The organism is Halomonas sp. SIMBA_159 (assembly GCF_046536035.1).
Lineage (GTDB): Bacteria > Pseudomonadota > Gammaproteobacteria > Pseudomonadales > Halomonadaceae > Vreelandella > Vreelandella venusta_A.
Map to the genome: position 1 here is coordinate 131399 of NZ_JAWJBT010000007.1, position 8889 is coordinate 140287.

The window sequence follows — 8889 nt, forward strand, 5'->3', positions numbered from 1 at the left end:
TCCGCTTTTGTTTGTTGGTTTAGAAATAGACCGGTGAGGAGTATCATTCACGCCATGTTCACGATAAGCAAACAACGGGAGTGCCATTGATGGATGGTGTAAAACATATTGTGGCTGTGGCGTCTGGCAAAGGTGGCGTGGGTAAATCCACGGTGACTGTCAACTTAGCGCTGGCGTTGGCTGCACAAGGCTATCGCGTTGGCGTGCTGGATGCCGATATTTACGGCCCTAGCCAAGCACAAATGCTGGGTGTCAAAGAGGGCGTTCGCCCCCAGGCCGCTGCGGATAATAAGTTTTTGCCGCTGGAAGCTCACGGCATCCAGGCGATGTCGATGGCGTTTATGGTGAATACCCGCGAGGCGATGGTGTGGCGTGGCCCGATGGTAGTCGGTGCTTTCCAACAGATGCTAACGCAAACGCAATGGGATAACCTGGATTTTCTGCTGATTGATATGCCGCCCGGTACTGGTGATATTCAGCTCACGCTGGCACAAAAGGTGCCGGTGGCCGGAGCTGTAATTGTCACCACCCCTCAAGACATTGCGCTGTTGGATGCCCGTAAAGGTATCGAGATGTTCCGTAAAGTGAACGTGCCGGTGCTGGGCGTGGTGGAAAACATGAGCCTGTACCACTGTGAAAATTGCGGGCATGAGGCCGCTATTTTTGGCACCGGTGGTGGCGATCGCATCGCCGATGAGTACGAAACAACGGTATTAGGCCGCTTGCCGCTGACGCTGTCGATTCGCGAGCTGGCTGATTCTGGACGTCCTAGCGTTATCTCCGAGCCGGACAGCTCGGTGAGCCGCACCTTCGCCGAGATTGCCAGCAAAGTAGCGCAATCTGTCAGTGCCAGCCAAAGTGGCGGCCCTACGATTTCTTTTAGCGAGTGATGAAGTAACCGATGAGCATTAAATCAGACAAGTGGATTCGCCGGATGGCGCAAAGCGATGCCATGATTGAGCCGTTTGAGGCAGAGCAGGTGCGCTATGTGAACGATCAGCGTGTTATCTCCTATGGCACCTCAAGCTATGGTTACGACGTGCGCTGTGCCGATGAGTTTAAGGTGTTTACTAACATTCACTCGGCGATTGTGGATCCTAAGGCCTTCGACGCAAAAAGCTTTGTCGACGTGAAGGGCGATGTCTGCGTTATTCCACCAAACTCATTTGCGCTGGCGCGGACTGTGGAGTACTTCCGTATTCCGCGTAATGTGCTGACCATTTGTCTGGGTAAATCGACCTACGCGCGTTGCGGCATTATCGTCAACGTGACGCCGCTTGAGCCTGAGTGGGAAGGGCACGTAACGCTTGAGTTCTCTAACACCACCAACCTGCCCGCGAAGATCTATGCCCACGAGGGTGTGGCTCAGATGCTTTTCCTAGAGTCTGATGAAGTATGTGAAACTTCTTATAAAGATCGGGGCGGTAAGTACATGGGTCAACGTGGCGTGACGCTACCGCGCACCTAATACACCCTTGCTACTAAAAAAGTCTTATAAAAAAGCCTTGCCGCATCACTGCGGCAAGGCTTTTTTTATTGGCAGCGCTCTGGAATCAGGCGTCGTCGATCTCTTCATCCAGCTCTTCGGCAGCATCCGCATGGGAGAGGCGCATGCCGTAAGGCGGAAGCGGATGGCTGTCCATGGTGGCGCCGTCTGCGGTGAACTGCAATCGGCCTTCCAAGAACCACTGCACCGCAATTGGGAAGATCAGGTGCTCGCGCGCGTGGACTTTCTCTTTTAGCGTCTCCACCGTGTCATCTGAGCTAACCTGAAGCTCTGCTTGCAGTACCACTGGGCCGCCATCTAACTCTTCGGTGACAAAGTGGACGCTGCAGCCGTGGTGCGATGCGCCATCAGCCAATGCCCGTGCGTGAGTGTTCAAGCCCTGATAGGCCGGCAGCAGTGAGGGGTGAATGTTAAGCACCCGCCCCAGGAAGCGCTGTACAAAACGCGGCGTGAGAATGCGCATAAAGCCCGCTAGAACGATAACGTCTGGCTCGTGACGCTCGATCACCTTGATCAGCGCACCATCGTAAGCATCGCGGCTATCGTATTCACGATGGGGAAGTACAACCGCTTCGATGCCAGCTTCATGGGCACGTTTCAAACCATAGGCATCAGGCTCGTTAGAGATCACCGCAACGATCTCACCGCCTAGACGGTCATGCTGCTGAGCATCAATGAGTGCCTGTAGATTACTGCCGCTGCCAGAAATCAGTACCACCACGCGGCGTGCGCCCACAGGATCAGGCGTCATGCCGTTTAGGGTGTCGCTGCTGTAGTCGGTGCTGCTCATGCGTTGTGGCTCGCTTGGGCGTGGTCAAGTACAACCGCCTCGTCCTGGCGCTGAATAATCTGACCGATTTGATAAACAGTCTCGCCTTGGGCTTCAAGGTGCGCCTTGGCGTTCGCTGCCTGCTCTGCGGGCACCACGATGACCATGCCAATACCGCAGTTCAGCACGCGGTGCATTTCGGTTTCGTTGACGTTGCCTTTGGCTTGCAGCCAGTTAAACACTTCAGGGCGCTGCCAGCTGGTAAGGTCAATGTGTGCTGCCAGAGTGTCTGGCAGAACGCGTGGAATATTTTCTAGCAAACCGCCGCCGGTAATGTGCGACAGGGCGTGTACGGGAATGTCGGTGCCGCGCATCATCGAAAGCAGTGATTTTACATAGATGCGCGTAGGGGCCATCAAGGCATCGCTTAGCGGCTTGCCGTCAACGGTTTCTTCCAGGGACGCGTTGCTGACTTCGAGAATTTTACGAATCAGCGAATAGCCGTTGGAGTGGGGGCCAGAGGAGGCCAGCCCAAGCAGCACATCGCCTTCAGCGACCTTGCTGCCATCCAAAATCTCAGACTTCTCGACAACGCCAACGCAGAAGCCAGCTAGGTCATAGTCGCTGCCTTCGTACATGCCGGGCATTTCTGCGGTTTCACCGCCTACCAGTGCGCAGCCCGCTAACTCACAGCCTGCGCCAATGCCGGTGACTACGTCGGCGGCGATATCCACATCCAGCTTGCCAGTGGCATAGTAGTCCAGGAACAGCAGCGGCTCAGCGCCAGCCACAATAAGGTCGTTAACACACATAGCTACCAGGTCAATGCCGATAGTGTCATGCTTGCCAAGGTCCATCGCCAAGCGCAGTTTGGTGCCAACGCCATCGGTGCCTGAAACAAGCACCGGCTGCTTGTAGCCTGCGGGCAGCTCACAGAGCGCACCGAAACCGCCAAGGCCACCCATCACTTCAGGGCGTGATGTGCGTTTGGCAACGTGCTTGATACGGTCAACAAGGGCGTTGCCGGCATCAATATCGACGCCTGCATCTTTATAGCTGAGAGAGGGAGTAGCCTGGGAGGGAGAGGTCTCGGTCATGACAGGTCCTGTGAAGCCTATGCAATGCTGCAATGCGATTGTGCTGGCAATTAAGCCAGTGCCGGAGCAATAACGGGGGATGATTGTATCACTCAGCGACGTAAGTCGCATCGATGTGACGCGTTATCAGGTGCGCTGCGGGCAACTTTTGTTACTATTCAAGCATTACCGCTGACCGTATATCCAGGAAGGAGTGTTGAATGAGAAATTCATGGTGGGGAATAGCGCTACTTATTGCGCTGGTTGGCACGGTTTACTTACTTGATGCTGTGCTGATGCCCTTTATTGCCGGTTTAATCCTGGCGTATTTAGCCGACCCCTTGACCAACTATTTCCAGCGTTTGGGTATGAAACGCACTTGGGCGGTCAGCAGCGTGTTTTTAGTCCTGATGTTTGTCTTAGCGTTGAGCTTACTTATTCTTATCCCATTAGTGGTTCAGCAGATCAAACAGTTGGGAGAGGCGCTGCCGGGCGCGCTTAATTGGGTAGAGAGTGTTCTGGCGCCTCAGGTGCAAGAGTGGACAGGTTATGATTTGGCTGCCGAGCTCAGTAATGTGCGTGAAACTCTGGTTGAGAACTGGCGCGATGCGGGCAGCTATGTGGCTCAGGCGCTAGGCCAAATTGGCCGCTCGGGAATGGCCTTTGTCTCCTGGGTCACCTACGTAGCTCTGATTCCAGTGGTGACATTTTATCTCCTGCTGGATTGGAGTCGCATGCTCAGCAATCTAGCGAATCTGGTGCCGCGACAGTGGGCAGATGATACGTACCGCTTAGCGCATCGCTGTGATGAGGTATTGGCGTCGTTCCTGCGTGGCCAACTACTGGTCATGCTATGCCTAGGTATTATTTATGCGGTGGGGTTAACGTTATTGGGGCTTAACTTTGGCCTGCTGATTGGCGTGCTCTCAGGGCTAGTGAGCATCGTGCCCTTTTTGGGGTTTATTGTCGGGTTGGTGATTGCGCTGGTGGTGGCGCTCTTCCAGTTTGACACTTGGTGGGCGTTGCTGGGGGTAGTGGCTGTCTTTGGGTTGGGACAGGTTGCTGAGAGCGTGGTGCTGCAGCCAAAGTTATTAGGCGATAAGATTGGCCTACATCCTGTGGCGGTTATTTTTGCAGTGCTGGCGGGTGGGCACCTGTTTGGTTTGACCGGTGTCTTGTTGGCGCTTCCAGCCGCGGCGGTGATTATGGTGCTGCTGCGTGAGGTGAAGGATCGTTATAAAAACAGTGCGCTTTATGATGCGCAGTTGGAATCATCAGAACAGCAAACACAGCATGATGAGCTGGGTCGCGACGACAAAAGGGAGTCATCATGAGCCGAGTACCGGCACAGCTACCACTTGGGGTAGGGTTGCGCGACGATGCTACGTTTAATAACTATTACGCATCCAGTGCTAATGCTTCATTGGTAGACCATTTAAGCCACCAGCTGGCGCCTGCCTCAGAGCCGTTTATTTATCTCTGGGGCGCGCCGGGCAGCGGGCGCAGCCATCTTTTGCAAGCGGCCTGCCACGCGGCTTCGGATCAAGATAAGCGTGCGCTTTATCTGCCGTTGGCTGATCTAGGCCATTTTCCCCCGCTGATGCTAGAGGATATTGAACGGCTGGATCTCGTAGCGATTGATGATTTGGAGTATGTCATCGGGCGTAAGCGCTGGGAGGAGGCGCTGTTTCATGCGTTTAATCGCTTGAGGGATGCGGGTAAAGCGCTGCTGATTGCGGCAAACAAGCCGCCGCGCCATTTAGACGTCGTGCTGCCAGACCTGGCTTCTCGTCTTGCTTGGGGGGTGACGTTTCATTTACACCCGATGGACGATAATGATCGCCTAGCGGCCCTGAAGCTGCGCGCCAATGTGCGTGGAATGCAGCTGCCGGATGATGTGGGCCGCTATATTATGCACCGTGGCCCTAGGGAACTGGGTGAGCTATGCCGAGCGCTGGAGACGTTGGATCAAGCATCGCTCTCGGCCAAGCGCAAACTCACCATTCCCTTCGTAAAGTCCGCCCTTAATTGGTAAAACGCCCCTGCCAGAAAACTGGCAAGGGCATTATCAAACCGCATTGACGCACACTGACCGCTTTAACGGTCACCGTCACATGTTAGGCAGTTTTGCTCATTTTGTTAGCAGCAGCTTGTGCTTGCTTAACATTTTCTTCGGTCAGCTTCTGACTCTTTTGCATAAAGTCTTGCTGCAGCGATACCACTTTATCTGCATCGCCTTTCACGCGCTCAGCCAGTTCTTTGGCCACTTTCTGCTGGCCTTCCATGTAGCTACGCAGGCCATCGGCGTCTTTAACGCTCATCAGCTGGCGCATTTGTGCAATGCCGGTATCAACGTAGGCTTTGTTGGCGTCTAGCTGAGCATTCAGCAGTTTTTCAGAGTAATCAATGCTCAGGCTCATGTAGGCGCGTGCCGGAGCCATAAACATATTGTCAAACTGTTGAGTCATTTCGTTGGTGTTAAAAGTACGCATAGTGAACACTCCTGTGCCATTGCTAAGGTCTGTGGGCTGCTAAGCTTAAGCCCAAGACGGTTCATTAATCAGCGACGGCGAGTGAAGGAATGCACCGTTACTGATCTGGGTTATCTTGCATTGCAGCATAGCAAGCCGTTTTGTGCAGTGCAACAATTCGAGCAAAATAAACCTCGCACCGCCCGCTTAGATCTTCAGTAGGTTTACCTAATGTATCCAGGTGTCTAGGCTAAAGTGTAGAGAGAATTGTTATCAATGAGGTGGTGTTAGCGTTAATACTGCCGATCCAACAGGAGTGCTCCATGGAAACACGCATTGAACGGGATAGTATGGGCGAGCTAGCAGTGCCGGCAACGGCGCTTTACGGTGCCCAAACCCAGCGTGCCATTAACAATTTCCCCGTCTCAGGCACACCCATGCCGGTAGCGTTTGTACATGCGGTGGCACGCATTAAGCTCGCCGCTGCACGTAGTAATCAGCAGTTAGGCTTGCTTGATGCAGAGCGTGCGCAGGCTATTGAGAAAGCTGCCCAGGCGGTGATTGATGGCCAGCACGACGAGCACTTTCCCATTGATGTTTTCCAGACCGGCTCGGGCACGTCGACCAATATGAACGTGAATGAGGTGCTAGCGACGCTAGCCAGCCGTGAAGGCGTCGAGGTGACGCCCAACGATCACGTGAATATGGGGCAATCGAGTAACGACGTCATTCCCACTGCGATCCATCTCTCCGCCGCTATCGCCGTGAATGAGTCACTGAGGCCTGCATTAGTCACGCTACAAGCGACCATTGATCACCGTGCTGATGAACTAAGCCATGTCGTTAAAACCGGGCGTACCCATTTGATGGACGCTATGCCCTTGCGCATGGATCAAGAGTTAGGGGCCTGGTCTAGTCAGGTGGGGCAAGCCATTGAACGCTTTGACAGTGCGATGGTGCGGTTATGCCGCCTTGCCCAGGGTGGTACTGCAGTGGGGACCGGTATTAACGCGCCTGAGGGCTTTGCTGACTTGATTGCAAAGGATCTGAGCCAACAAACAGGCCTCTCTTTTGTGCCTAACGATAGCTTCTTTGCCAGCCTAGCGTCGCAGGACGCTGCAGTGGAGTTATCCGGCCAGTTGAAAGGTTTTGCCTGCGTGGTGATGAAGATCGCCAACGACCTGCGTTGGATGAACTCGGGGCCACTGGCCGGGCTGGGCGAAATCGAGCTTGAAGCGCTTCAGCCGGGCAGTTCTATTATGCCGGGAAAGGTAAATCCGGTGATTCCTGAGTCGGCGGCTCAGGCGGCCGCGCAGGTGATGGGGTTAGATACGGCCATCACCGTGGCTGGGCAGAGCGGCAATTTCCAGCTAAACGTTATGCTGCCGCTGGTGGCATCTAATCTGCTCACGTCAATTACTCTAATGAGTAATACCGCCAAGCTGTTGGCTGAGCGCGCCATTGCGACTTTTAAAGTGCGTGAAGACAACCTGCAAGGGCCGCTGGCGCGTAATCCGATTTTGGTGACCGCACTGAACAGCGAGATTGGCTACAACGCGGCCGCCGCGATTGCTAAAAAGGCATATCAAGCAGGACGGCCGATTATCGATGTCGCGGAAGAGGAGACCGACCTGGACCGAGCCACTCTAGAACGCCTGCTGGATCCCACCGTATTAACACAAGGCGGTGTGCCCAAGTAATCTCTGCCATTTCACACTAGCGTTTGGGCAAAACGGTTAAGTCTGCTGTTTTTCCGTTTTGCCCTGCTGAATGGTTTCGTTAGCTTCCTGCCGCTCTTCTCGGCTCGCTTCCGGCGTTTCATGCTCATTCTGACGCTTGGGGCGGTAGCTAAGCGTGGCGAGAATCGGGAAGTGGTCAGAGCCAAAGGCGTCTAATCGCTGCATGCTATCTAGCGTAAAGTGTTCGCTGACAAAGACGTGGTCTAGCGGCCAACGCAGTACCGGGTAGTTAGCGTGAAACGTGCTAAACAGGCCGCGGCCGCGACGAGGGTCGAGCATGCCGCTGATGCGACAGAAACCACGTGTAGTGCGCGACCACGCTACATCGTTCAAGTCGCCAGCGACCAGCGTGGCAGACGGGTGGCGATGAATCTCTTGGCCGACTAGCAGCAGCTCTGCATCCCGCCACAGCGATTTCTCACTTTCGCTAGGCGCTGGCGGACGTGGGTGCAATGCATAAAAGCGGATTCGGTCACCGCTCTCAAGGGTGACATAGGTATGTATAGAAGGAATGTCATCTTGAATGAGCCACTTTACTTGCGTGTCGCTTAGGGGGAGTCGGGAGTACATGTGCATCCCGTAGAGATTATCGAGCGGTATTTTGACACTATTGGGCCACTGATCCTCCAGCGCTTGGTCGAGCTGCTCTTGCCACCATTGATCGGATTCCAGCGTGATAACAATATCGGGCTGGTACTGCTTGATCATGCTGAGCAGTTTGTCTGCCTTGCGATTGGGGGTCAGTACATTGGCAATCAGTAAGGTGATTTTTTGATCGCTTGGCGCATCGTTCGACGACTTTACCTGCACGGGCCAGAGGCGAGTCCAGGGAAGGATATAACGTAGCTGGAGCAGAAGGGTGAATAGCGAGAGGGTGACCGCTGAAGTACGCCATTGACCTGATTCAAGTAGTACGGCGCTGATGAGTGCACAGAGGCCAGCGAGCGCGGCTATCTGTAAACGTGGGAATTCAAAGCTGCGTATCCACCACCAGCGCAGTTTGATACGAGCGATGAGCGTAGACAGCAGCAGCAAAACGGCGATGCATCCTAGCAAAGGCCCTAGCAAAACATACCTCCTTATTTAACCAGCGATCATTATTAACCTATGTGCAGCTTAGCTGTTCGATTTGATAAGTGTCGATATTATTCATTTCTCAGCGGATAAAGGGGGTATCGCCCAGGGGTTGAGTTATAAAAACTACTTGCAATTCAGCTATGAAGCCGTAGAATACGCATCCGTTGCACAGCAGGACCATAGCTCAGTTGGTTAGAGCGCCACGTTGACATCGTGGAGGTCGGCGGTTCAAATCCGCCTGGTCCTACCA

At 54.1% G+C, this 8889-nt stretch carries 9 protein-coding genes and 1 tRNA gene; 6 read left to right on the forward strand and 4 right to left on the reverse strand.

Annotated features, from left to right (window positions below):
* The first annotated feature begins 89 nt into the window (after positions 1-89).
* Both apbC and dcd read left to right on the forward strand, forming a co-directional pair.
* Positions 90-890, forward strand: a complete 801-nt coding sequence (gene apbC / locus R0J87_RS06475; RefSeq protein WP_498885088.1) for an iron-sulfur cluster carrier protein ApbC — start codon at positions 90-92, stop codon at positions 888-890.
* A gap of 11 nt (positions 891-901) precedes the next feature.
* On the forward strand, positions 902-1468 hold the full coding sequence (dcd, locus tag R0J87_RS06480; RefSeq protein ID WP_404345566.1) for a dCTP deaminase: 567 nt from the start codon (positions 902-904) through the stop codon (positions 1466-1468).
* An 85-nt stretch (positions 1469-1553) separates the two neighbouring features.
* Here the strand turns inward: dcd and purN are convergent, their stop codons facing one another.
* Together purN and purM are read right to left on the reverse strand one after the other, a co-directional pair.
* The gene (purN, locus tag R0J87_RS06485; protein ID WP_498885089.1) at positions 1554-2297 is read right to left on the reverse strand and encodes a phosphoribosylglycinamide formyltransferase; all 744 of its coding nucleotides are present in this window, start codon (positions 2295-2297) and stop codon (positions 1554-1556) included.
* The gene (gene purM, locus R0J87_RS06490; protein ID WP_404466125.1) at positions 2294-3373 is read right to left on the reverse strand and encodes a phosphoribosylformylglycinamidine cyclo-ligase; all 1080 of its coding nucleotides are present in this window, start codon (positions 3371-3373) and stop codon (positions 2294-2296) included. The genes purN and purM overlap by 4 nt, the downstream gene beginning before the upstream one ends.
* A 200-nt stretch (positions 3374-3573) precedes the next feature.
* On the opposite strand from purM, the gene R0J87_RS06495 reads away from it, so the two are divergent.
* Together R0J87_RS06495 and hda are read left to right on the forward strand one after the other, a co-directional pair.
* Entirely contained in the window at positions 3574-4686 is a 1113-nt protein-coding gene (locus R0J87_RS06495) for an AI-2E family transporter (RefSeq protein WP_498885091.1), read from the forward strand.
* A complete protein-coding gene (hda, locus tag R0J87_RS06500; RefSeq protein ID WP_498885093.1) occupies positions 4683-5387 on the forward strand; it encodes a DnaA regulatory inactivator Hda in 705 nt (234 codons plus the stop codon). Before R0J87_RS06495 ends, hda begins: the two co-directional genes overlap by 4 nt.
* Before the next feature lie 82 nt (positions 5388-5469).
* Here the strand turns inward: hda and R0J87_RS06505 are convergent, their stop codons facing one another.
* Positions 5470-5844 (reverse strand): phasin family protein, encoded by a 375-nt coding sequence (locus R0J87_RS06505; RefSeq protein ID WP_498885095.1) that lies wholly within the window; start codon positions 5842-5844, stop codon positions 5470-5472.
* A 302-nt stretch (positions 5845-6146) separates the two neighbouring features.
* On the opposite strand from R0J87_RS06505, the gene R0J87_RS06510 reads away from it, so the two are divergent.
* Positions 6147-7523, forward strand: a complete 1377-nt coding sequence (locus R0J87_RS06510; protein ID WP_498885097.1) for a class II fumarate hydratase — start codon at positions 6147-6149, stop codon at positions 7521-7523.
* A 36-nt stretch (positions 7524-7559) separates the two neighbouring features.
* Here the strand turns inward: R0J87_RS06510 and R0J87_RS06515 are convergent, their stop codons facing one another.
* Positions 7560-8630: an endonuclease/exonuclease/phosphatase family protein gene (locus tag R0J87_RS06515; RefSeq protein WP_498885099.1), complete on the reverse strand. Its 1071-nt coding sequence runs from the start codon at positions 8628-8630 to the stop codon at positions 7560-7562.
* 182 nt (positions 8631-8812) lie between these two features.
* Between R0J87_RS06515 and R0J87_RS06520 the strand changes: the two genes are divergently transcribed.
* Positions 8813-8889, forward strand: a tRNA-Val gene (locus R0J87_RS06520).